Consider the following 25,453-nt stretch of genomic DNA (forward strand, 5'->3'; position numbering starts at 1 on the left):
CAATTACTATGGTGCTGTGGTTTTTAGCTAACCATGTTGTGAGTTTATGTAGTGCGTCTGCTCTAATATCGGCGACTTTCTTGTGAACCTTTGCTAGTTTTTTTACTGCTTTGCGTCTGTTTTTGGAGCCAATAACTTTTTTGCTGACTGCACGTTGAAGACGAATTAATCGTTTTTTAGCTTGCCTATAGGCTTTGACATTAGCAAATTTACTGCCATCAGAACAGGTTGCTAATGTATTTATGCCTATGTCTACCCCAATAGTTTTTCGCTCTTTTTCTGTTGGGTATTGTTCAAAGTCGTACTTAAAACTTATGTACCAACTATCTGCTTTTTTTGATATTGTGACATTTTTTACTGGCACAGAAGGTAAGATTTCATAAGTTTTTACTACTCCTATTCTGGGTAATTGTATGTAGTTCCCTTGAATAATCTTAATACTACCTTCCAAGTAAAAGCTGTCTTTTCTGCCTTTTTTCTTAAATTTAGGAAACCCACGTTTAGGAACAGTTAGAAAGTTTTTAAATGCTCTCTCTAAGTTTCTTAATGCTTGTTGAGGGGCACATTTAGACACCTCATAATACCAGGGATTAATTGATTTTACTTCAGCTACTAAACGTTTATGCAGGGTGATGGCACTGGGACGTTTTTTTGTTGATTCATACTCTTTTATACAAGTTGCTAATCCCCAATTATAAGCATGACGAGCAACACCTGCGTGTTTGGCAAGTATTGTTTTTTGTTGATTATTAAGTTTTAACTTAGTTTTAAAAGATTTCATTGTAGGGTGATGGATTACCTCCTGTAATAAATTAGACATAACAGTATTATACCACAATAAATATTTAATTATGTATAATTATGTTTAACTTTTTAACTTCTGTAGTTAGCCCTTTTTTTCAATTTTGAGGGATGCGCGGGGGCTTGGATCTAGCAAATTTCTCAAACAACCTCTAATGTTGATTAGTTGGAAACTTTTGGTAGGAATTTTCCCCTAAACTTCCTTTAAAAGTTATTTGACTGATAACTGATAGCTGATAACTGATAACTGAAATTTGCCCCCCTGGCCCCCCAATTCTGGGGGGAAAAAGAATTCATTAACTGGTAAAAGTCCCCCAATTTTGGTGGATTTAGGGGGCTTTAATGTAGCAAATGAGACTTCTCAAATAACCTCTCAGATAAAAGCCTTATTATCAGAGAACAAGGAATAGGGAAGGGTAATTATCCATTATCCATTAATAAAATAATTATTGATTAATAAACAGTTAGATATGGCAAATGAATTAAGGGAAGGAGATAATCTAGCTCCCGTTAACTATGACAGTTTGTTAGAACAAATTTTAAATAAATTACCAGAACAAAATCTGTTTAAAATATCGAGCGATAGCCGACGTTTACTGATAAATATTGATGAGATAGCTGCATCTATTGCTACTACAAATATTCAAAATCCTTTAAGCACTACGAAGGGTGTTCGTGTTGCTACTGTAAATTTTGTAAACCGAGAAAAATTTCTGACTCAAATACAAGAAATAAAAGACTATTTGATAACCAATTTAGAGTCTACAGAAGGAATAGGAGATATTGATGGTTTTGTCGATAGTTTAATTGTGAATTTAACAGATTTTCAGGGGCGTGCTAATAAGCTAGGTTTAGCTTATCCTTTTGACGAACAGTATACAGAATTGCAAAAACAAGAGTTAATTTTAGATTCTCAACTTCCTGGTAGTAATTCTTTACTGAAATTCCATAAACTGACAATTACAGTGGGAAATATTGGGGAGTTTCAGTCTCAGCTAAAGGCAGGAATTAAACGGAATATTCAAAACAATTTTGATTCTGACGACCCAGAAGATATAGAAGATGTTTATAATCTTTTAGAAAAAAAAGTTGAGGACAAAAATTCAGATTTTCACCAACTACAAAGACTGGTAGATGAAGAAACGTTAGGGAAACTTAAAAAGGAAGCAAAAATTATATACCTAGAACATTTATTAGCGAATATTGAGACTAATGATAAGTTAGGAGTTATTTATCTAACAGATTTAATTCGGCGTTTGAAGTTAATTGAGCAATATATTAATGATGAGTCTAAAGCGGATGGAGATTATGATGTTTCTTATGGTGGAGAAAAATTTAATTACCGGGATATTTTTGCTCGTGCTGAAGTTTTTGATGCACTGCCAATTATTCCAATTATTGATGGTAATTTGGGAGAAACTACAAATCGAGAAACAGGAGAAACTCAATTTGTTTTGGGTTTGAAAATGAAGTTAGATGGCAAAGTGCAAGCTAGGGGTGGAAAAGAAGTATTTGATTATAATTTGGAGATAATTACTCAAAATAATCAGGAGGAAAATGAGGAATTAAAGGCTAATCCAGACAAAAAGAAAACTTGGGCAAGAAAAATATTAACACGAGCATTTTTATACTATTTTGTATTTTCTTGCCCAAACCCAAAGGCAAAAAATTATCATTCTGATGATGAGTTAACTTATAAGCCTATATCTAAATTTGACGAGCAAGTTTTGCCAAAATTAAAAGGAGATAATGATGCTGAAAAGGATAGTATTTTTCGGAGGTTGGTAATAGGATTTGAGAAATATGGAGTGAAGGAAAAAATAAATAGGTTAAGGGGTTTACTCAGAAACTTTTTAGATAGAGGGAAAAAATTACCTAACTGCATAGAACATCGTCAAATTTGTATTAATAAACGAATTCTCAAAACTGATACTGAGAGTCTGTTTCAAGGTAGTTTTTTTCATAATGATTTGAAAGAAAATTATAAGAAATGTCTGAGGTATATTTTTCTGGTTGAGGAAGGAACAAATAATCGATCGGTATGTCAGCTACCTGCTTCTATCAAGATAGAAGATGTGCGTTATTTTGAGGGAAGCGATCGCCAAAATTTTCAGTGGGAATATGATGTAAAAGGAATTAAAGCATTACCTGTAATGTGGATACCTGATACAGATACTTGTCGGCGAATTTATCACGAAAGTTTTGTGCAGAAAGGATATAAATTTATTCTGTTTAGTTACAACAATCAACGTTTAAATTCAGGAGAAAATCAATTAAATACGACTCAAGCATTTGTCTATCGTTTTACTTGGATATTGTTATCTTATCTTTGCCTACATATTTTATTAGAGCAATATTCAGGAACAGAAAAAGAACTATTTATCCCAATGGTGCGACTCCATGAGGGAACTCATGAAAATCCTTTTCCTGCTGAAAAATTTCTGGCTAATCTTGCCAAAACATTATCTTTTATTTTCAATAAAAAATATCGGTGTAACTCCCAAGGTTTCCGAGTTAATAAGCCACCTACTTCTTTCAATATTAGAAATGGTTTAAACTCCCTATATTCTGTACTGCCTAAAAAGTTTAGTTTCAATGATAATTCTGACTCTACTTTATTAGATAAACTGGCAATTATTATTGTCTCTAGCAAACTGAGCGACTCCAGAACAGGTAGTCAAAACCGTAACGATAGAATAGCCAATTTATTTGGGGAAGTAATAAGCATTCAAAGGTTAGAAAATGGCAGTGTAAAAATTCAACCTTTGACGACATTTTTTGATAACTATCAACTCCGAAATATGTACCAGGAACCACCTATTTTAATGGATAGAGTCATTGACCTTTACTCAGAAGGATATCGACATTTTTTATATGTAGCACAAGCACCTTATACCAGTAAATTACATATTACTCAACAAGAAGAAGAAAGACTATATTTTATGTCACCTACTATTATTAAAACGATGAAGCAAAACCGAGATGACGTTAAAATATATCCTGTACTTTTTGATAAATATTATGTACACAAATTCAAACTAAAAAAACAGCAGGTGAAATCTTTGTATATTCAAGATACTCGCCAATTAATGAATATTGCTGAAGATAGTAGTCAAAAATCAGTGGTATTTTTCAATTTGTTTAATGGCATTTCTGTGGGTGGGAGAAATACTGATAATGAACGATTTTATAATGGCGTTATTTCCTATTCCACTCTGTTAGGAAAATATTATTCTGGGGTGATGGATGATGAGGATATTCGACAAGGTTTGGTTTATGATAGTTCGTTGAAAAATGATATTCTCCAATATTTGACTTTTTTCCATTTTTCCCGGTATGAGAAACAGGAGAAAAATAGTAGTAACCTAACTTTAAAATTAGACCCTTATCAAAATATTATTGGCGATGAAGCGTTAGGAAGTTTGGCAATTTTTCGTCAGATGACAGAAAGTATTGAGTTTAATGCTTTGGCTTTTTTGACAGAAGTTCATGATGCTGTTGATGGAGTTGATTTTTAATGGGAGGTGGGAAAAATAAGTTTTAAATAAATAGTAGGAATATTTCAAAAAAGTGGAAAATTTTGAAGATATCTATATCTAAGAATCAGAAAAAATCTGCCTTTACCTGAGATATCTCTACTAAGTGGACTCTGATATTCTCAGGGAAAATCTCTGAATTTTCGGTAAAAGTCAGAAAGTGGAAAATTTTGAGACTATCTATATTTAAGAATTCGAAAAAATCTGCCTTTATCTAAAATATGTCTCTGAAGTAGACTCTGATATTCTCAGGGAAAATCTCTGAATTTTCGGTAAAAGTCAGAAAGTGGAAAATTTTGAGACTATCTATATTTAAGAATCCGAAAAAATCTGCCTTTACCTGAGATATCTCTACTAAGTAGACTCTGATATTCTCAGGGAAAATCTCTGAATTTTCGGTAAAAGTCAGAAAGTGGAAAATTTTGAGGATATCTATATCTAAGAATCCGAAAAAATCTGCCTTTACCTGAAATATCTCTGTGAGATAGACTTTGATACTCTCAGGGAAAATCTCTCAAATTTTGGCAAAATTCCGAAAGTGGAAAATGCTGAGGATATCTATCTTTAAGAATCCGAAAAAATCTGCCTTTACCTGAAATATCTCTGTGAGGTAGACTCTGATAATCTCAGGCAAAATCTCTGAATTTTCGGTAAAAGTCAGAAAGTGGAAAATTCTGAGGATATCTATATTTAAGAATCCGAAAAAATCTGCCTTTACCTGAAATATCTCTCTCAACTAGACTCTGATATTCTGAGGCAAAATCTCTGAATTTTCGGTAAAAGTCAGAAAGTGGAAAATTCTGAGGATATCTATATCTAAGAATCCGAAAAAATCTGCCTTTACCTGAAATATCTCTGTGAGGTAGACTTTGATACTCTCAGGCAAAATCTCTGAATTTTCGGCAAAAGTCAGAAAGTGGAAAATGCTGAGGATATCTATATTTAAGAATCCGAAAAAATCTGCCTTTACCGAGAAATATCTCTCAGATAGACTCCTACATTCTGAGGGAAAATCTCTCAAATTTTGGCAAAACTCAGAAAGTGAAAAATTATGAGGATATCTATATCTAAGAATCCGAAAAAATCTGCCTTTACCTGAAATATCTCTGTGAGGTAGACTTTGATACTCTCAGGGAAAATCTCTGAATTTTCGGCAAAAGTCAGAAATTGAAAAATTCTGAGACTATCTATATTTAAGAATCCGAAAAAATCTGCCTTTACCGAGAAATATCTCTCAGGTAGACTCCTACATTCTGAGGGAAAATCTCTCAAATTTTGGCAAAACTCAGAAAGTGGAAAATTATGAGGATATCTATATCTAAGAATCCGAAAAAATCTGCCTTTACCGAGAAATATCTCTCAGGTAGACTCCTACATTCTGAGGGAAAATCTCTCAAATTTTGGCAAAACTCAGAAAGTGAAAAATTATGAGGATATCTATATCTAAGAATCCGAAAAAATCTGCCTTTACCTGAAATATCTCTGTGAGGTAGACTTTGATACTCTCAGGGAAAATCTCTGAATTTTCGGCAAAAGTCAGAAAGTGGAAAATTCTGAGACTATCTATATTTAAGAATCCGAAAAAATCTGCCTTTACCGAGAAATATCTCTCAGGTAGACTCCTGCATTCTCAGGCAAAATCTCTCAAATTTCGGCAAAAGTCAGAAAGTGGAAAATTATGAGGATATCTATATCTAAGAATCCGAAAAAATCTGCCTTTACCTGAAATATCTCTGTGAAGTAGACTCTGATATTCTCAGACAAAATCTCTGAATTTTCGGTAAAAGTCAGAAAGTGGAAAATTCTGAGCATATCTATAATATATGAGTGAGGAAAAATTTACCCTTCTCTAGAAATATCTCTCCAAACCAGACTCCTAAATTCAAGGAAAATTCCACCAATTTTCGGCAAAACTCAGAAAGTGGAAAATTCTGAGCATATCTATATTTATGAGTGAGGAAAAATTTACCCTTCTCTAGAAATATCTCTCCAAACCAGACTCCTAAATTCAAGGAAAATTCCACCAATTTTCGGCAAAACTCAGAAAGTGGAAAATTCTGAGCATATCTATATTTATGAGTGAGGAAAAATTTACCCTTACTTGGGATATCTCTCCAAAACAGACTCCTAAATTCAAGTAAAATTCCCCCAATTTTGGCAAAACTCAGAAACTGGAAAATTCTGAGCATATCTATATTTATGAGTGAGGAAAAATTTACCCTTACTTGGGATATCTCTCCAAAACAGACTCCTAAATTCAAGTAAAATTCCCCCAATTTTTGGCAAAACTCAGAAACTGGAAAATTCTGAGCATATCTATATTTATGAGTGAGGAAAAATTTACCCTTACTTGGGATATCTCTCCAAACCAGACTGGGAAATTATGAGGAAAAATTCCCCAATTTTCGGCAAAACTCAGAAACTGGAAAATTCTGAGCATATCTATATTTATGAGTGAGGAAAAATTTACCCTTACTTGGGATATCTCTCCAAACCAGACTGGGAAATTATGAGGAAAAATTCCCCAATTTTCGGCAAAACTTAGAAACTGGAAAATTCTGAGCATATCTATATTTATGAGTGAGGAAAAAATTCTCCTTCTCTAGAAATTTCTCTCCCAACCAGACTGGGAAATTCTGAGTAAAAATTCCCCAATTTTCGACAAAACTTAGAAACTGGAAAATTCTGAGCATATCTATATTTATGAGTGAGGAAAAAATTCTCCTTCTCTAGAAATTTCTCTCCAAACCAGACTCCTAAATTCAAGTAAAATTCCCCCAATTTTTGGCAAAACTCAGAAACTGGAAAATTCTGAGCATATCTATATTTATGAGTGAGGAAAAAATTCTCCTTCCCTGAGATATCTCTCCCAACCAGACTGGGAAATTCTGAGTAAAAATTCCCCAATTTTCGACAAAACTTAGAAACTGGAAAATTCTGAGCATATCTATATATATGAGTTAGGAAAAAATTCTCCTTCTCTAGAAATGTCTCTCCAAAACAGACTCCTAAATTCAAGTAAAATTCCCCAATTTTCGGCAAAACTCAGAAAGTGAAAAATTAGGAGCATATCTATATTTATGAGTGAGGAAAAATTTACCCTTACTTGAGATAATGTTAATTGAAAAACTTGAGGAAGCTAAAACTACTATCAATCAAAAGGAGAAAACCATGCCACTTGCTGAAAATTTAGGACGTTTATTTGAAGTGGGATTTAATATTGGCATACTTGCCGATATTCAACACCAGAAATATCCAAATTATTTTGGCGATCTATATTCTCAAGATTTAGAGAAACTCAGATTACCAACTATGGTTAGAAAAATCGCAGATGCAGAAAAAATATCTGACACAGAGAGTATGAAAAATCTGGAAAGATGGAGTGAATATTTTATCCAGAAAGGATTTATTGCTGGATTAAATTTTTTCCGTGAATATATTAAGTCAACTAACTGGAAACTCAACCTCAGAAAACCGGAAATTTTATACTATCAATGTAGCTTTGATGGAGATAATGCTTTTGGTTCTAACCCCAAGGATAGACAACAAACAACCAGCAAATTATTATCTCAATTTTTATCTACTGATGTTTTAGATAGTCAATTAAACAATTACATTACTAAGTACCACAAAAAAGGAGAATTTTTACAAGCAGATACTTTAATTCTGTTACGTTACGGGAGAAAAATTAGAATTATTTGTGTAGATTTGTCGATATTTTCCATCAAGTCAATGGAAGATTTATTAGCACTGGATAATATAGAAGTATTGCGCCAAATGTTGATGAGAGATATTAAACATATACGCTCTAAAAGTGTTTTTTCTAAACTGCGAATAGATACGGGAGATACTCAGGATTTTGGTTTAGAATTTTCCCCTGATTTGAAACGATATTTTACTGCTTTTAAACGTAAGGATAAGGAAACTGCTAAATTAATTCAAGCTGGTGCTTATGCTTATAGTTTCTATAATTTTCTCCAGAAAGAAACTGATATATTAGATAACTCTAAATCATTACTTTTTAATGTAGTGGGATATAGCGATCGCAATATTAGTTCTCTCTGTTTACAACCAAAAAATATCAATATTCTTGAGACTTGTGCAGATATTTATCAAAATGAACCAAAGGAGCAAGAAATAAAAAATGCCCGTCAGGAAGTTTTGGAAAAAATCAAACTCAATGCTAAAAAAAGTTTTCAAAATGGTAGAAAATTTATCCAAGAATTATCTGTAGAAAATTTTCAGGAGAAGGGGGATAAAATTACTCCAGTAGTTCATCAAGAAAAAATTGATGATTTCTTTAATTCAGTAGGAATTATCCCAGATGAGTTAGCAAAAGAAATGGATGTTACTCCCAAGTTAACTTTAAGAAATGCTCATGCTGAATTAATTACAAAAGCTCTGAAAAGTGATAAAACTTATGTATTTTTAACAGGTAATCCAGGCATAGGAAAAACTACAGCGATCGCCAACTTTCTCAAATCTCATATTGAAGATGGATTTCTATTATTTTATGTTAGTCCCCGCACTCAAGTTAACGTCGATTTAATCAATAAGTTTAAATCTGAAACTGGCGAGTCTTTATGCAGCGAGAAAATATTTGGTCTCACTACAAATTCCATTCTGATTAAAGAAAATAATGGCAAACCTACAGTTAGTTATCATTCCAATTTCCGTCAAGATAATTTCATTAAAAATACTGTCAATTTTATTCATAAGGGTTTAGTTTCCAAACATCCCCAAAAAACTGCCCGTAGAAAGTCTCGGTTTTACAGAGAAACCCAGGATAGTATTAAAGATATTGGGGAAAAAAGTGCAGGAGTTCTTGATAGTATCTGCCAGGGAATATATACAACTATCAATCAAAATATCTCTAATAATATTGTCGCTACAGTCTCAATTCAATCTTTAAGAAAAACATCAAATGGTGGAGATACTCTCAAGCATCTCCGGAAAATATTCAAAGATGCTTATCACCGAAATACAGGTGTGATGCCTGAAAAAATGCAAGAAATTTCTCAGAGAATAAAGCATATATTCATCATGATAGATGAAGTAACCGGAGATGATAGTGGGGTAAATTTTTTGCATGGAATTAAGGAATTTTTGAAAGATTATGATTTGACTAACCCTAAGCTTAAATTTAATACAAAAGTTATTGTTGCTGATGCTTCTATTGTCGAAAAAGAGGTTATTAAACAACACTTATCTCAGACATCTCCAGAACCAGACAAAATTTATTTTCGGTCTGTAGGAGCAAATAGCAATTCGCCCCTACAAGTAGAGAATTTTGACTTTAATAAACAACCCGCAATTGCCATTAATGCTAATTCTTATCCTGCTAGTAGTTTAGATATAACTTATAAAATTTTCCTCCAATGTTATAAATTTAATGAAGCTAAATTTAAAGATGACAATAAGCAGTTAATCAAAACGGTTGAAGCCAATATTTTATCCGATATAAATTCTTATTTAGATCATCCCGAATCTAGTCAAATCTTAGTTTATATTCAAGACAAACAGAAATTACAAAAATTAATAGAAAAAATTAGTAAGTCTCGAAAATTTGAACAATATAAAGATTATCTAGAAATACACGCTAATTTATCCGATGAAAAAAAGAGCAAAATTGAAGGATGTAAACAAGATGTCAAAGTTGTATTTATGACATCTTCAGCAAGTCGAGGTTTATCCTTTCCTAAAGCCAAAATAATGTTAGTAGAAATTCCTAAATTTAAAATAGAAAGAAATTTAATGGAAATCATACAAGTTATCTATAGAGCGCGGGGAGAATATTGGGAAAATAACACAGCAAAAACTTTAGATAATCAACCAAAACAAATAACCTTTTATTTGAGCGATCGCGCCATTTATTACCCTCAAGAAGAAAATATATCTCCGCAAGAATATACTGAAGAACAAAAATTATCCTTAGCAGAAAGTTTGTTAAATATCTGGAATATTTTATTAATTCTCAAATTGTCAATAATGACACGAATAACTGGTGCAGGTAGTTTAGGAATGAAAAAATTTATGATGATTCCTATTGGTGGAAAATCTATTTCTGCTGCTGGAAATACATTTAGTAGTCAAGTGACAAATCTCATTAGAGAATTAAAAAATGAACATCGTCGTCATCCTCAAAAACAAACTCTTAAAGATGTTTATACAAGTTTGACAAAAATTTTTAGTAGTGCAGATTTTGTCTTGCTTAAGGATGAGAATAAATCCAAAAAATCAGATTCCCAATATCGTTCTTATCTTTCACTAATGGAATCTTTTAACCAACAATTTTCCAATTATTGTAACAGACTCGATAAATTACTAAATTTTGGCAATATCGAAACAGGTAATCTCACTGGAAATTTATTAGTAGTACCTATTTCCCAACACAGATTAGAAGAAACTTACCTGATGAAATTAGAATCACAAATTAGACAGTTTGCTAATCAAGATTTAGTTGATAAAATGAAGGAAATTAGCAGAGATGAAAAAGATTATCCACCTAATATTCAATCTGCAATGAAAGGTAGTGTTTTAGAATTTGTTAAACTGCTGAAGGGAGATATTAACAGAACCCAATGGTTTGAGCAAAATAGTCAAAATTTAGACCAATATTATGCTCTACCATTGTTTGTATTTATGAGTAGAGAATTGATGAGTGAATATTTTAAAACCGAACTCGAAGAAGAAGAAGAAACAGAATTTAGAACCCTATTATCTAAATATGTTCACTACCTTTATCCCGCATATAATACCCTACCTATTGGTCGAAAATATCGGGAATTTCCATTTATCGTTTTTCGCAGTTATAGTTTAGGAGAAATGCGAGAAAAAATTTATAGCGATCGCTATCTTTTAACTTCCAATGAGTTGAACATTCTCAACTTAATTCTTTGTCGAGATGAGAAAGTTTGATTCAGCTGCCTAAAGACTAGAGGCTAAGATGTTTTCTTTGATTTTCTCGAACACTTTTTCTGAGAAGACTTTTGAGTTTTTTCTTTCCTCTTTTTTTTAAACTTTTGCCTCTGTTCGGTAACTTCCGGAGGAGGACCATAATCTCCTTTTGAAAAATAAATTCGTTCTACTCGATGTTGTGGTTCAACCTCAATCCACAGACGGGCACCACCTGCTTGAGTTCTATTAGGCTGGTGTGGCTGATAAACGATTTGGCAAGGTCCATCAATTTTGAGAGCGTGACAATAATCTTTCTTACCTCCTACTTTTACAGCAATTGCTGGATGAGAAGTTTTATTGTCTCGGTTATAGTCAATAGTCTTTCGTAAAACATGAATAAAGGTATTGCCTGTACGTTGATTCTTGTTCCAAGTACCTTCTGGACCGCGACGACCTGGTGTAATTTCTGGAACACCTCGGCTGTTAAGAGGAATCATCCAAAATCTTTCTACCTTATAAGCTCCTACAACTCTATTTTGTTGTAGTAATATACGCAGTCTACCTGTCGATATATTGAGTAAAAATGCTGCTTCTGTTGTACGAACTTCTGTAGTCATAACTAGATCGTTATAGTATTTATTCCTAATACTCTATTTTGTTAAATATTTTTGATCCTATCAAATTACTCTACTTGACATCCTCCCGACGCTACTCTACGAGACAGCGCGGGATTCCTTAACATCACTGTTAGGGGCTTTCTGTTTCGTAGCACCCGCCTTCGGAGATTTACTCCCAGAAGGTCTTACGGTCGCTCCACAGACTAACACTGCGAGTCCCGCAGCCTTCTTGGTGGGCGTTCCCTTGCGTCTTACGCCGACGCGGGTTCCCATCCGCAAAATGTTTATACTTGCATTTATGTCTCGATCGTGGTGAGTGCCACACTCTGGACAATCCCACTCTCTAATGTTTAGAGGTAATTTTGCTACTATGTACCCACAGTTAGAACAACGCTTAGAACTGGGAAAGTATCGATCAATCTTGAGTACTTCCCGTCCATACCATTCAGCCTTGTATTCTAACTGCCTGACTAACTCTCCCCAGTTAGCGTCACTACCCACCCCTCTTGCTCCCCTCCCGGGAGGGGATGGGGGTGGGTTATGATTCTTGACCATGTTTTTTACCGCTAAATCCTCAACTACTATCGTTTGGTTTTCTCTGATTAGCTGAGTTGTTAGCTTATGAGTATAGTCAAGCCTTGAATCTTTAATTTTTGCGTGTATCCTAGCTACTTTCAGCCTAGCTTTTTGATAGTTATTAGACCCCTTAGTTTTTCTAGATAGAGACTTTTGAACTAACCTCAGTTTTTTGTGTAACTTTTTGAAATTTTTAGGGTTAGTTACTTTTTCGCCGTCACTTGTAGTTAGTAAACTACTAATTCCTAAGTCAATACCAACTTGTTTTTTTACTGGTTTAAGACTCAAATCTCTAGTGTCATTGACTCTCAAAGATACAGACCATCTACCGGAAGGGTCAAGCTTAACTGTTATTGTGGTTGGTACACAGCCCTTTGGTAGTTGACGACTCCATCTTATAGGTAGCGGTTCAGAGCATTTAGCTAAGTAAACTTGACCATCTTTCCACTTAAAAGCCGATTTTGTAAACTCAGAACTACCACCATTACGTTTTTTCTTGAAGTTAGGATATTTGGCACGCCCACTAAAAAAGTTAGTGAAGGCAGTTTGCAGATGCTTTAAACCTTGCTCTCCGTGGTACACAGCTTACTTCTGTTAAAAATTTTAAGTCCTCCTGCTTTTTCCAATTGGTAAGCATAGCTGAGGTTTGGGCATATCCTACTCGTTCCTGTCTCTCATGCCAGGCTTGAGTTCTAGCAGCTAAAGCTTTGTTGTAGATGAGGCGTACACATCCCAAAGTTCTCCGCAACAGGTTTTCCTGTTCTGGGGTAGGATAGAACCTAAATTTGTACGCTTTTTCAACCATCTACTACTACTGACTGAAAGTTTTTCACAGTTTAACATATTATGTGTGAAACCGCAACATTGATTAGTTTTCCTCCTGAAGGGGAGCGTCGGGAGAGCGCGGGTCTCCAACCAACGTTGAGATGAAAATGGCTTGTCGTTGAAATTTATCAAATAATTTTCTCTTGTAGGAGTAGGTTTAAAAATAATCTTTGTGCTTCAAGCAAAAGAAAAAAATCTAAACCTCCTCCCACAAAAAAATAACTATCCTAAACTTTTACCGCTTCAGCAAACCTAATTTTCAAATAATCATCCTCCATTTTTGCCCCCGCAGGTTGCAACGCTGCCAAAGCTTGAGGCAAAACCAAATTCCGACGATGATTACCAATTCTAATATTCAATTCATCCCCAGTTTTATTCAATTGAATTTTCTCTTTTAGAAGTATTGATTTTCTAATTAATTAAATGTCGCTAAAAACCAAATAAATGATGCTTACTTTGAATTTTTTCTTGTAGGATTAGGTTGAAAAATAATCTTTACGCCTTCAGCAAAAGAAAAAATTTAAAACCTCCTCCCACAAAAAAATAACTACCCTAAACTTTTACAGCCTCAGCAAACCTAATCTTTAAATAATCATCCTCCATTTTTGCCCCCGCAGGTTGCAATGCTGCCAAAGCTTGAGGCAAAACCAAATTCCGACGATGATTACCAATTCTAATATTCAACTCATCCCCAGTTTTATTTAATTGAATTTTCTCTTTAGGAATTCCAGGCAAATATAATTCCAAATTATAATTCCCCTTCTCTTGCACTACCTTAACAGTATTTTCTTTATAGTAAACCTGACTAGGGTCTTCATCTCCATACAAAGTTTCTTTCAACCTCTCCAAAGCAGCCAAACCACACATTTCCTCAGAATAAAGAGGTACTTCCTTCACAGGCAAAGGTCTAAAATTATCGTGAATTTCTTGCCGATATTGCTGTTGATTTTCCTTCCACTTTTTAAAGAAAGGGTCAGTCACAGAATCAGGAATAATCCGATTAGCTACTACTAAATCTGTAGAAACATTGTACAAACTTAAATAAGCATGAGCCCGTAAAGACTCCTTAATTACCATCTTTTCAGGATTAGTAACTAACCGCACAGAAGTCTTAGTATTATCAGTTAAAACCTTTTCCAAAGCCTCAATTTGTTCATAAAACTCATAAGGAGCATCCATAACTTCCTTATCAGGCAAAGAAAAACCAGTAATAGGTTTAAAAATAGGTTCAAAAAGAGGTCTTAATGCTACCGACATTCCCTGCAAAGGCTTATAAAACTTCCTCATATACCAACCCCCCACTTCCGGCAAACTCAAAAGTCGTAAAGCAGTACCAGTCGGAGCAGAATCAATAATTAAAACATCATACTCTCCCTCGTCATAGTGACGCTTCATCCTTACCAGACCAAAAATTTCATCCATACCCGGCAAAATTGCCAACTCTTCAGCTTGCACACCATCCAAACCCCGCGCCTGCAAAACCTGAGTAATATAACGTTTTACAGCTCCCCAGTTTCCCTCCAGTTCCATCAAAGCATCCAACTCAGCACCCCAAAGATTTTCCCTAACTTTCCGAGGTTCGTGACTCATTTCCATGTCAAAGCTATCTGCTAGAGAGTGAGCTGGGTCAGTACTGAGAACCAGAGTTTTATGGCCTAACTCTGCACAACGTAGTCCCGTTGAGGCAGCCACTGATGTTTTGCCAACGCCACCTTTTCCCGTCATTAATATTACGCGCATCAATATTTAACCTTTTCTGAAAAATTTTTACCAAAAAAATGGGTTTAAAGCCCCGCCCTTCTAGGCCTACTTTTTTCTGTTTTTAAGTGGTAGATAATAGACATAGTATATTATAGATTATGTTCAAAAAAAGCAGGTGAAGTAAATTGCATGGATGCCAACAAGAGTTAATCAAAAATCCCCAACTTCTTCCCTTTTTGGAGTATTTGTGTACCACAGCCAATAAACTTATTAATTGTGGGATTTATTTGGCAGGTCAATGGTACTTTAAGTTAGGATACATCACAGTTCATTAATGGATAATGGATAATTGATAATTACCTCGGGTTTTAACCGTTACGGAATTGAATATCAGGAGATATTATTTCTTTTCTTGGTCGATGGTCGGACAGCGCAGGTTTCGGAGCCATCCCACCCTGCGGGAAGCTCCGAAGATAGAACTCCGTTCCGCTGTCGCGTTTCGCGTCAGCGTTGCGAAGCAAACGACCGCTGTCTTGGTCGATTGGATATGGCGAGGTCCCCTCGCCATCCCTCGACCGCTTTTTTTCCCCTTAAAAGGGTCGGCTTCAAGGCGCGAATTATTTAATTATTAATCATTAATAATTAGGGCTTGCTGATTAAATCTCAAAGTCCTTACACATAAAGATTTGAAGATTTTTAGGTATCAAAAAGTTCTAGCTTTTAGGTAGTTCCGGTTCAAAAATGAGGGTACTTTGGGTAGATGATGGCAGAACAATTTTGGGACGATTCTTCCAACTACCTCTTCTATAATTCCCATTCCTCCTGGATTGACCGATTCAGGCTCCTGACTCCTACTCTTACCACTCATACTTTTTCAGCAGACCCTAATTAATAATTCGGTAAATACGATTTAGAGAAACAATTAAAGTCAAATTTTAATTATCAATTTCTTCATTCTCAAGCAGCAGAACAAACTCTTAGAACAGTGGCAGAATCTTTTCAGTCCTACAAACAGCTTTCTCACCACTATTTAGCAGGAGAGTTGTCAAATAAACCTCAACTTCCAAAATATCGACAAAAGTGAGGATTAGCAGTCATAACTTATCCCAACTGAGCTGCTAAGATTGAAAGAAAATCAGGTCTCAGAGTACCTTGTGGTAAAAAAGTTAAAGTTGCCTTCAAAGTTGGGCGTTGCTAATTCCGGGTATGATGCAAGCCCCCCTAGCCCCCCAATGCGCGGGGGGAATAAAACTCTAAAAGTCCCCCAATGCGCGGGGGATGCGCGGGGGCGAAGGCGAGAACCAAACAATCGCGCATTCATACTTCAATTCAGCAACGCCCAAAGTTGATAGTTTTTTGTTGAATTTTCCCAAAAATATTGACTTTAAAAAAATGAGATAAATCAGTATTATACCTCGTAATCATTGTTTTTATGTAGAATGGGTATATCAATTAGAAATCGAGTCACATCAAGCTCTGGAAAAAGATAAAGTTCTGGGTATAGATCACGGTATTAATAATTGGTTAGCTTGTCTTAGCAATGTAGGAACAAGTTGATCATTCGTGGCAGATACCCACTCCTTTAGTTCCCCTCCCAGGAGGAGATAGGAGTGGGTTGGTACAACAAACAGATAGCAAAAATAAAGGAGAACAAGCCTCAAGGATTTTGGTCAAAAAAGTTGGCTAACATCACGGAAAAACGCAATCGCCAAATGAGAGATGCCGTCAACAAAGCAGCAAAATTAGTGGTTAATCATTGTCTTAAATATAGAATTGGCCGGTTAGTAGAGGCAGTTTGATAATGCCCTTAAGAGTCCAATTTTGGACTGCTTAAGAATCCCTGCCCTGAAGTATAGGGAGTATCAAATATTTTAACTTTAGTGGATTTTTGATTTTTCTAGCATTGAGGAAATGTGGTACACCAAAATCTTGTTTTTTTGTCAATATATAGTCTTTCTTAAGTTTGAGGTACAGTTGTTTTTCTTCTTTATCTATTCCCAACTAAAAAAACCTGTTTTAAAACATCCAGTCGAGAAATATCCCAATAGTCAATATGACTGTTAATAAGTCCATCTGTATTTAGTTTCAATTCACTCCATCCTGGTATTGCCATTCGAGGTTTCCAAGGCACAGGAGCTGTCCAACTAAGTGTCCAACGGGTTTTAATTAAATCTCCTGAGCGACTAATATCGTGTAAGTCAAGCTGAATATCATTAAACCAACTCTTCATAAAACCGATCATTTTTTGATAAAAGTCAATTCCTCTAAATTTATTTAATGGGTCTTCAAAGTAAACATTTTTTGCATAGATACTGTAGGTTTGATCGGCCGGAAATTTTTGATAATCTTGTTTAAGTATTGAAATAATATCCATTTTTTTATTTGAATTTTTTACTGCAAAATTAGGCATTTTCTCTCAGTTTTTGATTTGTTTTTTACTAGAATTATTGAATCATATTGAGGAGTGATATCAAATCCGGTAGCATCGGTATAAAATCTTTTGAAGTAGGAGTCAGGAGTCAAGAGTCAGGAGTCAGGAGGGAAAAAATTTATCAAGATTTGCTAATGGTGAAGATAGAGAATGTTTTTATACCGAATTAAACGGATTTGATATGAGCGGTGCGACCCAGCGACGATGCCAGTCGTAAGTGGTCAGATCCCGAGGTTTCCTCACCATGGGAACGCCGACCAAGAGAGGGAACGCGCACCAAGAGAAAAAGAGAACTTATGACCTAAAAAATGGTATTGAAACCATTCATTCTGAGGACTGACTCCTGAGCCTGAGGACTGACTTCTCAGAAATACCCTAGCTATATAGCAAACATTTATCAATTTGGTATAACTAATTCGGGCTTGCTGAATAAAGCTAAAAGTCAGGATAGTTAAGGTAATTGAGCTTTTTATATTCAATTTATCTCCCAAGTTATTGGCTCTTATTTGCATCAATTTACTGAATTTTTCTGCTGAAATTCAAGAAAATTTATTCACATAAAAAGGCGAAACAATTGTCTGTTCCCCATCTCCGCGTCTGGTGCGTCTGGTGCGTCTCCGTGTCTTAACCCCACCAACCAATTTTTTCAGCAGACCCTAATTCAATGATAAACCCCCGGACTTTACCAGGGGTCATTTAGCAAGCTAGCAATGAGCGATCACTACTTATTCCTTAGCTATCAATAGTTTAACTGTTGATTTTTCATCTTACCCATTCCAAAACAGCTTCTTGCTTTGTATTAGTGCGACGTTCGGGAGTTTCACGAGTGAACTTCATGTGTATAGAGCGGTTTTGTTCGCCATCGACAGCCACTGCCATGATAGGATAATCAATTAAACCATCAGGGAAGGCCATCTGGAAACGGAAAGTACCATCAGAATTGAGTTTAATAGGTCGTCCGCCAATAGTGACAGTAGCATCCGGTTCCGTTGCACCGTAAATAATAAGTTCGGCATCAGCAACTAACCAGAATTTGCGTGGGCGAACTGGTGGCATAGAAGCAGCAACACCAGACATATTCATGCCCATGCCTGAAGCCGTTAAACCAACGCCTGACATATTCATGCCCATGCCCATGCCTGAAGTAGTTAAACCCACACCAGACATATTCATGCCCATGCCCATACCTGAAGTAGTTAAACCCACACCAGACATAGTTTGACCTACCCCTGAAGCTGTTAAACCCACACCAGACATATTCATGCCCATGCCCATGCCTGAAGCCGTTAAACCCACACCAGACATATTCATGCCCATGCCTGAAGCCGTTAAACCCACACCAGACATATTCATGCCCATGCCTGAAGCCGTTAAACCCACACCAGACATATTCATGCCCATGCCCATGCCTGAAGTAGTTAAACCCACACCAGACATATTCATGCCCATGCCCATACCTGAAGTAGTTAAACCCACACTAGACATAGTTTGACCTACACCCGAAGCCGTTAAACCCACACCAGACATATTCATGCCCATGCCCGAAGCAGTTAAACCCACACCAGACATATTCATGCCCATGCCCATGCCCGAAGCCGTTAAACCCACACCAGACATAGTTTGACCTACACCCGAAGCCGTTAAACCCACACCAGACATAGTTTGACCTACACCCGAAGCCGTTAAACCCACACCAGACATATTCATGCCCATGCCCGAAGCCGTTAAACCCACACCAGACATAGTTTGACCTACACCCGAAGCCGTTAAACCCACACCAGACATATTCATGCCCATGCCCGAAGCAGCTAAACCCACACCAGACATAGTTTGACCTACACCCGAAGCCGTTAAACCCACACCAGACATATTCATGCCCATGCCCGAAGCAGCTAAACCCACACCAGACATAGTTTGACCTACACCCGAAGCCGTTAAACCCACACCAGACATAGTTTGACCTACACCCGAAGCCGTTAAACCAACGCCTGACATATTCATGCCCATGCCCGAAGCAGTTAAACCCACACCAGACATATTCATGCCCATGCCCGAAGCCGTTAAACCAACGCCTGACATATTCATGCCCATGCCTGAAGCCGTTAAACCCACACCAGACATAGTTTGACCTACACCCGAAGCCGTTAAACCCACACCAGACATAGTTTGACCTACACCCGAAGCCGTTAAACCCACACCAGACATAGTTTGACCTACACCCGAAGCCGTTAAACCCACACCAGACATAGTTTGACCTACACCCGAAGCCGTTAAACCCACACCAGACATAGTTTGAGTAGCTCCAGAAATATTGCTGCCAGATGACCACATCCCTACACCTGATGCCATAGTATAGGAACTGACTCCTTCTTCAATCATTTGGCCTGAACCAGGAACCATTTGAATAGAGCCAAACATGGAACCAGCAATCCTTTGATTCTCGACTTCAGCTATGCCGTACATCTCTTCATAAATATCATCGGGATGATCATGAAAAGTAATTTTGCGACTGGCAGGAAGCAGTTCCATAAAGGTTTTGCCGCGTAAATCTTCATCCCAACTAACTGTAATGAATTGGTCATCAATCCAATCTGAGGGATACACTGGTGGAATATGCACTCGCTCAGAACTAGCTAAAACTAACCAACGACCATCAGCACATCGATACCCTATTTCCACAATATAGTCGCGATCGCTTACTGGAATTGGTATGTACCATTCACGAGCTAATTCATCACAAGGATATTCCTGAATACTATGAGGGCTTTGGTAGCTTAATTTGATGTCAGTCACATCATAGATACGCAGCGCTAACTGCTGTCCCCCCTGACGACGTAACTCTTCTTTCTGTCCATTAGGAATATCCCAATAGGCGTATGCCCACTCTGGATCTCGTGACATTAAAACTATTCGGCTTTGAGTATACCCATTGGGTAAATCTGTTAAATCTTCATCAATGGATGAAAGAAAATAATCATTGTTGTTTTCTTGCCCTAATTCAAATTTTTTTGCTTCCACCTCTTCTTGTGTTTCTAATATTGAAGGTGGAGCGGATGGGGTATTATGGCTAATACCTTGAGCTTCCATCACTGATGCCAGTAGTTGTGCTTTACGCATTCTGCTGTAACGAGATATACCTAGCTCACTAGCGACTTTGCGTAGTTGTCTCAAAGTCATCTCTTCTAGGGGTGGACGTTCTTGAACCATTCTGTATGTTCTCCTATTTTTTGACAGTGTTTAGTATTTCATTTCCCAAAACCTAACAGGAAATTGCATCTAATTTTCTTGTTTTTTTGAAGGACTTTTTTTCCCTACCCAAAAAATACTTGAATGCTCTTGAGAGTTTCTAGATATGTAGAAACCATAAGAACAATATTTTTTTGGGATCGCCGGGATCGCCTTTCAATGTATATCTTGCAGAAAATTTCAGATTTGGTCAAGAGTGCTTACTCAAAGATTATGAGTATACATACGGGTTTATAGGCAATTCTAGATGTCTAATGTTACGGTTTCTTAACATTACTGGATTTATAATAAATCATAATATTATCAATTAATAAATTTATCTTATAATTCTACTAAAAATTACTAATAAATATCCTGATTAAAAGTGGCAGAGAAGCAATCCATAGATGTAATGTAATACCAAATTTATAAGAAGTTGCATAGAATAATATACTGATTGGGATAGTTAAGATTAATATCATACATACGCTTCACCAACGCCAAAAGTTATTGGAGTACATTCCAATTACGAATTTTCCATTTTCCATCTTGACGGATCAAGTCGTAACGAACAAGCAAGTTATCATTTTGAGAATTGGTTAATCTGTCATTATCATAAAATTCTACCTTTTCTCTAACTTGAGCATCCACTTGAACTTGATTGGCATTTGTGTTACTCATATTTAAATTTTTTATCTCTAAACTATGCTCATACTTTCGGTAAGATTTCTCTCGCTTCAGAGCATTAGCTGTAGGTAACCAACGTTCAAGTGCTGGATCTACGAGAATATTTTGTAATTGTTCAGTTCGATGATTCGGACCTAGAGCACTAGCCTTAGTATCTAACCAACTTTGAATCGCTAGCCGTGCTACTTCTTGTGTAATTGGACCTGATGCTGCGAGAGTGACCTGATTCAGTTCTGGAATTTCCAATGGAGGTTCATCCAGTTGTACCATTGGTTGTTCCCTACCTAAGCCCAAAACATTTGCTAACCAGCCAATAGTTTTAATTGCCACGAACCCAATCAATCCTATTGCTAATAGCCCCAAAACTGCTATTAATATTAAACGACCAATCTTAACAGGTTCTCTTCTGGTTGATGTTCTGCGTGGACTTTGCTCAAACATCGATTGGGGTAATTCTTTACTACCCACTGACATATTTTCATTTAACTGAGGCAAATTACTTCTACCTCTTTCTCCAATTCTCGATGAATAGCGACTATAGCTCAAGGAACTTCCTTGTTTTTGTATATCTTTAGAAGACGATCGATCTGTTTCTGGAAGTGACTGATAAGAACTAGCTTCTGGTTGATTGGAAGTTCCTGTGCTAGTTGAGGCCATAGTGGCAGTAGCAGCACTACCCACACTAGAGATTTTTTGTTGCAAATCTAAGACTGAAGATTTGTCTGTTTCTTTTTTATATGATGTTTCTTCTGTATCGCGATCGCGACGCGGTTGAACAACTACCCACTGATTAGTTGCTTCTGCTTCGGTAGGTAAAGCTTCTAGATAAGCTTGAACGTGTCGATCTGCAAAATAGTCTTTCAAAGAAGCTGACTTGTCGGATAGGTCACGGAAATGTGGAAATACTTCCTCCGTCAACCAATGTTCAGCATACAGACACAAACCCGGTAGTAGATCTGGAGATTCTTGAGAATTTTCTTTAATAAAGGATAAAGGTTCGTGTTCCTGGCTTAGTTCTAACGATCTACTAGCTTCTTCAGTTTGTCCTAAAAGTAATGAACAGACAGCTTTCTCTAGATTGACATCTTGACTCCTACCCAATTGCATCAGCATAAACTTAGCTTTACGAATTAAGGCTGGTTGTTTTTGGGCAAACCCTTGAGCTAAAAAAGTATAAACTGCTAAATATGTACCAACGGCAGAAGGACGATGAGCTTCAGACTCAAATAATTTCTTTTGTTCTGCCATGCTTAAGTGGTGACGTAGCTGCTGAACAAACTTCAGAAAATCTTCAACTCCTAATCCAGATTGATCGTTACCTTGACCATCAATTCCTCCTCTTTCATTCAACATATCTTGAAGAATTTCTAACCCACGGCGACGGTCTAATGCTTTTTCTTCTGGTAGTTCGACTAATTCCATTATTCTATAAGGACGTAGCTTATAGAGGTCAGCTTGTATTTCTCCTCTAATTTGGGCAAATAGGTTTTCTCGTAGCAATAATCCCTGACCTGCTTCTAAAGCTGTTGCCGCACTTTCATATTGTCCTTGTTGCCATTGCTCTCTACCTAATTCTAAATTTGCTAAAGCTACTGTTAGCGCAATATCTGGTAGTACTAATACTGGGTCTCCAAAACGGCCATCTTTGACAGCAATACTATTATTAATTAGATAGGGACGGGTCAGCTTTAGGATCAGCTCATATTCTCCTAATTCCTGTAAAATTAAGAGAGCGCCCACAAATTGTCTATCTTCTATTTCTATACTGGGAGTGTTAGGGTCAAATTCATGGCTAACTGTAGTTTCTATACCGTGAGAGCTTATCCCTCTTGTTAAATGTCTAGAAGCTACTTTTGGGGTAATTTCTTCTGTTTGTTGAAGTTTTGTTTCTTTCTCTTCTTCTTCTTGTACTTTTTCCAGATTTATCTCAGAACTTGGACTTACTTGTGCTAATTCCGGCTCGTAGGTTTTACTCAGAAAACTGCCATCGTAGGTTTGCCGTTGTTCTGGGTCAGACAGAATAGCATAAGCCTCGTCTACAAGTTGTTTGCGGGCGACAATAGTTGCCTCTGAATACTCTCTTCTCGGAAACTGCTGAGTGCGATCGCGATGTGCCTGTCGTAACTGTTCGACAGTAGCCTGAATTGGTAAACCCAAAATTCGGTAATAATCTAATGGAATCCGCACAGTGCACTTCCTCAAAGGCGAGTTAATATAATTTACTATAATTTAGCTTACCATGTTAACCTATAATATCAGATATTGCTAGGGCGTGTCATAAATTAAGGAGGTTGACATTAAGAGTATAGTATGCTGATGGAAGAATAACTACAGGAATAATCAAAAAGGACTGCTCTAAATGACTAGACGTTATGGCTGGCGCATAGGACCAATGGGAACGCCCATACAAATCTACTACCAGGCCGTGAAAGAACTGTAGGGAGGACTGCCACAGACAACCGCCTCTTTGTGGAAGCTGTTTTATACAGATATAGAGCGGGAATTCCGAACCAGAGACTTATCAGAAAGATTTGGGGACTTTCGCGTAGTCCATACCCGTTTTAGTCGTTGGAGCCACTCAGGGATCTGGGAAAAAGTATTTCATGCTTTAGCTGAGGATGCAGAAGTCCGAATATGCCATGAATCGATGCCACTATTGTTCGTGCTCATACTCGTAGTGCCGTGGCGAAGGATAGTAGTGCACAACAGGAAGATATTGGCCGTAGTAAAGGGGGATTGAGCACTAAAATACATGGGGTAGTAGATGCTGTAGGTAACCCAACTCTTTTTTTTAACTTTAGCTCAAGCATCTGACGAATGATGGAGCAGATATTTTATTACCGATGGTAGAACCAGAAGCAGTATTAGGGGATAAAGCTGACGATGTTCAGGAGCGGGTGATTATACCTTTGACCCACAGAGGGATAGAAGTAGTGATTACCCCGAAAAAAAACCGCGCGTGAACTCCTTCATTAATTGATAATTGATAATTACCTCGGGTTTTAAGCGTTACGGAATTGAATATCAGGAAATATTATTTCTTCTCTTGGTCGATGGTCGGACAGCGCAGGTTTCGGAGCCATCCCTCGACCGCTTTTTCCCCGATCAAGGGTCGGCTTCAAGGCGCGAATTATTTAATTATTAGGCGTTGCTGAATTAAGGTATGATTAGGAAAAAGAGCGATCGCTAATAAGTGATATTGATCGGAGATTTAAAATTATGCAGTGTCCCGAATGTAAGTCAACTCATATCAATAAAAATGGCCATAAAAAAAGGGAAACAGAACTATATTTGTGTCAACTGTGGTCGGCAATTTATAGAATCTGATCAATCCCACAGAGGTCAAGCGTGAAGATATTAAACGTGAATGTCTAAAAATGTATGTTAATGGTATGGGATTCCTCGGAATTGAAAGAGTTAAAAATGTGCATCATACAACAATTATTAATTAGGTTAAAACTTGTAGGAAAACTTTTACCAGATTGTTATGAACCTGAGGAAATTCCTGAGGTTGGAGAACTAGATGAATTGGAAACTATGGTATGCTCAAAAAAAACAAAACTTGGCAAAGGAGCTGCAGTAGATCACTTTAAACAAGGTATTTTAGGATGGGTTGTAGGAGATCATAGTGGAGAAACTTTTGCTCCAAATCAGGGAAATTGTTAATAAATGGAAATGCTATTTTTATGTGACAGATGGATGGAAAGTTGATCCCAATTTTATTGCCGATGGCGTTCGCGCTAGCGGTGCGGAGCACTATCAAATGATTAGCAAAACATACATGACTAGAGTTGAAGGGGAGAATACTAGAATACTAGATTAAGACATTACTGGGCCAGATTACATCGTCGAACTCTTTGTTATTCGCGCGTCTGAAGAAATGCTCAGATATTCTATCCAATTATTAATTCACGCTTCTAAAATTTGGAGATGTACCAACTCCTTATCCAAATAATAGGAATTATTGTTTGGGTCGGCGATCGTGAATTTCCCTAATCATACCCGCGCTTCAGCAACGCCAATTATTAATAGAGTTGTCGCTTTATAAGGTAAAGTAAAATTAGTAGGGTATTTAAAAAAGGACAATGTTAGATATCAATCGGGTGCTAAAAGAAGAACGCCTCAGTACGGGCATTGACTGGACTAAACCGTAAGGC

General features: G+C 36.7%; 9 protein-coding genes and 3 pseudogenes. 4 read left to right on the top strand and 8 right to left on the bottom strand.

The window, feature by feature from the left end; genetic code table 11:
* On the bottom strand, positions 1-820 hold an 820-nt coding region (locus F6K15_RS32115; RefSeq protein WP_293069334.1), incomplete at its 3' end, for a transposase.
* Between the two features lie 451 nt (positions 821-1,271).
* Between F6K15_RS32115 and F6K15_RS32120 the strand changes: the two genes are divergently transcribed.
* A complete protein-coding gene (locus tag F6K15_RS32120; protein ID WP_293069336.1) occupies positions 1,272-4,319 on the top strand; it encodes a hypothetical protein in 3,048 nt (1,015 codons plus the stop codon).
* 3,132 nt (positions 4,320-7,451) lie between these two features.
* Complete coding sequence (locus F6K15_RS32125) at positions 7,452-11,255, top strand: helicase-related protein (RefSeq protein ID WP_363269161.1); 3,804 nt, start codon at positions 7,452-7,454, stop codon at positions 11,253-11,255.
* 23 nt (positions 11,256-11,278) lie between these two features.
* Here the strand turns inward: F6K15_RS32125 and F6K15_RS32130 are convergent, their stop codons facing one another.
* The 4 genes and pseudogenes from F6K15_RS32130 to F6K15_RS32145 form a co-directional block, all read right to left on the bottom strand.
* A complete protein-coding gene (locus F6K15_RS32130; protein ID WP_293069338.1) occupies positions 11,279-11,851 on the bottom strand; it encodes a DNA-binding protein in 573 nt (190 codons plus the stop codon).
* Positions 11,852-11,947: 96 nt separating this feature from the next.
* Positions 11,948-13,232: pseudogene (locus F6K15_RS32135) on the bottom strand (RNA-guided endonuclease InsQ/TnpB family protein).
* Positions 13,233-13,479: 247 nt separating this feature from the next.
* Positions 13,480-13,647, bottom strand: a pseudogene (locus F6K15_RS32140) (arsenic-transporting ATPase); the annotation flags it as partial.
* Between the two features lie 157 nt (positions 13,648-13,804).
* Positions 13,805-14,992 (bottom strand): TRC40/GET3/ArsA family transport-energizing ATPase, encoded by a 1,188-nt coding sequence (locus F6K15_RS32145; RefSeq protein ID WP_202224569.1) that lies wholly within the window; start codon positions 14,990-14,992, stop codon positions 13,805-13,807.
* A gap of 1,571 nt (positions 14,993-16,563) precedes the next feature.
* Here F6K15_RS32145 and F6K15_RS32150 point away from each other — a divergent pair.
* Complete coding sequence (locus F6K15_RS32150) at positions 16,564-16,752, top strand: hypothetical protein (protein ID WP_293069341.1); 189 nt, start codon at positions 16,564-16,566, stop codon at positions 16,750-16,752.
* Between the two features lie 188 nt (positions 16,753-16,940).
* On the opposite strand, the gene F6K15_RS32155 is transcribed toward F6K15_RS32150, so the two are convergent.
* From F6K15_RS32155 to F6K15_RS32170, 3 genes are all read right to left on the bottom strand, one after another.
* Complete coding sequence (locus tag F6K15_RS32155) at positions 16,941-17,327, bottom strand: DUF2358 domain-containing protein (protein WP_293069343.1); 387 nt, start codon at positions 17,325-17,327, stop codon at positions 16,941-16,943.
* 819 nt (positions 17,328-18,146) lie between these two features.
* On the bottom strand, positions 18,147-20,591 hold the full coding sequence (locus F6K15_RS38790; protein ID WP_363269164.1) for a DUF4912 domain-containing protein: 2,445 nt from the start codon (positions 20,589-20,591) through the stop codon (positions 18,147-18,149).
* 525 nt (positions 20,592-21,116) lie between these two features.
* Positions 21,117-23,483 (bottom strand): IMS domain-containing protein, encoded by a 2,367-nt coding sequence (locus F6K15_RS32170; RefSeq protein ID WP_293069345.1) that lies wholly within the window; start codon positions 23,481-23,483, stop codon positions 21,117-21,119.
* Between the two features lie 1,032 nt (positions 23,484-24,515).
* On the opposite strand from F6K15_RS32170, the pseudogene F6K15_RS32175 reads away from it, so the two are divergent.
* Positions 24,516-25,282: pseudogene (locus F6K15_RS32175) on the top strand (IS1 family transposase).
* The last annotated feature ends 171 nt before the right edge of the window (positions 25,283-25,453 follow it).

Source organism: Okeania sp. SIO2B3 (assembly GCF_010672525.1).
Classification (GTDB): Bacteria; Cyanobacteriota; Cyanobacteriia; order Cyanobacteriales; family Microcoleaceae; genus Okeania.

Excerpts from the sequence above, each read along its gene's own strand:
- F6K15_RS32120 (WP_293069336.1), top strand. The coding sequence starts at position 1,272 with ATGGCAAATGAATTAAGGGAAGGAGATAATCTAGCTCCCGTTAACTAT.
- F6K15_RS32145 (WP_202224569.1), bottom strand. The coding sequence starts at position 14,992 with ATGCGCGTAATATTAATGACGGGAAAAGGTGGCGTTGGCAAAACATCA.
- F6K15_RS32155 (WP_293069343.1), bottom strand. The coding sequence starts at position 17,327 with ATGGATATTATTTCAATACTTAAACAAGATTATCAAAAATTTCCGGCC.
- F6K15_RS32125 (WP_363269161.1), top strand. The coding sequence starts at position 7,452 with ATGTTAATTGAAAAACTTGAGGAAGCTAAAACTACTATCAATCAAAAG.
- F6K15_RS32130 (WP_293069338.1), bottom strand. The coding sequence starts at position 11,851 with ATGACTACAGAAGTTCGTACAACAGAAGCAGCATTTTTACTCAATATA.
- F6K15_RS38790 (WP_363269164.1), bottom strand. The coding sequence starts at position 20,591 with ATGGTTCAAGAACGTCCACCCCTAGAAGAGATGACTTTGAGACAACTA.